Source organism: Neisseria sp. P0001.S005, assembly GCF_051963715.1.
Window position 1 is genome coordinate 1 of the sequence record NZ_JBQCTZ010000498.1, and the last position, 609, is coordinate 609.

The following is a 609-nucleotide window of genomic DNA, read 5'->3' on the forward strand; positions in this document are numbered from 1 at the left end:
CCGAAACGGTCAAGGTCATAACGCGCCATACCCGCATGCATCATTTCCACGGCGCAGCAGGCCAAGCCGAAAGTAACCGGCCACAATGAACCGGTACGCATATAGTTCAACACCGTATCCGCGCTGGTGGTGATGAAACCTTTTTTCAAAACGCCTTCTATTCCCATTCCAGCGCACCTTTTTTCCATTCGTAAATAAAGCCTACCGTCAGAACGACGATAAACACCAGCATAGACCAGAAGCCGTATGCGCCCAAATCTTTGAACACGACAGCCCACGGCAACATGAACGCGACCTCCAAATCAAACAGGATGAAGAGGATGGCGACGAGGTAATAGCGCACGTCGAACTTCATCCTTGCGTTTTCAAAGGCTTCAAAACCGCATTCGTAAGCCGCGTCTTTTTCGGCATAGTGGCGTTTCGGGCCTAAAATTGTGCCGAGCAGGATAAACAGCACGCCGGCTGCCAGGCCGACGAGGATGAATACGAGGACGGGAAAGTAACTGGCCAACATGGTCGTACCTAACTGGTTGACAGACAAATCTTAAAAATAGATTACCATTTTATCGAATTTCAAAAGCCATTTAAAGGTAAATATCAGCAAATCAG

At 48.4% G+C, this 609-nt stretch carries 1 protein-coding gene and 1 pseudogene; both read right to left on the reverse strand.

The genetic code is table 11. From position 1 onward, the window contains the following. Positions 1–188: pseudogene (locus ACTHSP_RS21290) on the reverse strand (NADH-quinone oxidoreductase subunit B); the annotation flags it as partial. After that, positions 158–514: an NADH-quinone oxidoreductase subunit A gene (locus ACTHSP_RS21295; protein WP_003686600.1), complete on the reverse strand. Its 357-nt coding sequence runs from the start codon at positions 512–514 to the stop codon at positions 158–160. The gene ACTHSP_RS21295 and the pseudogene ACTHSP_RS21290, both read right to left, overlap by 31 nt. Positions 515–609: the final 95 nt, after the last annotated feature.

Excerpts from the sequence above, each read along its gene's own strand:
- ACTHSP_RS21295 (WP_003686600.1), bottom strand. The coding sequence starts at position 514 with ATGTTGGCCAGTTACTTTCCCGTCCTCGTATTCATCCTCGTCGGCCTG.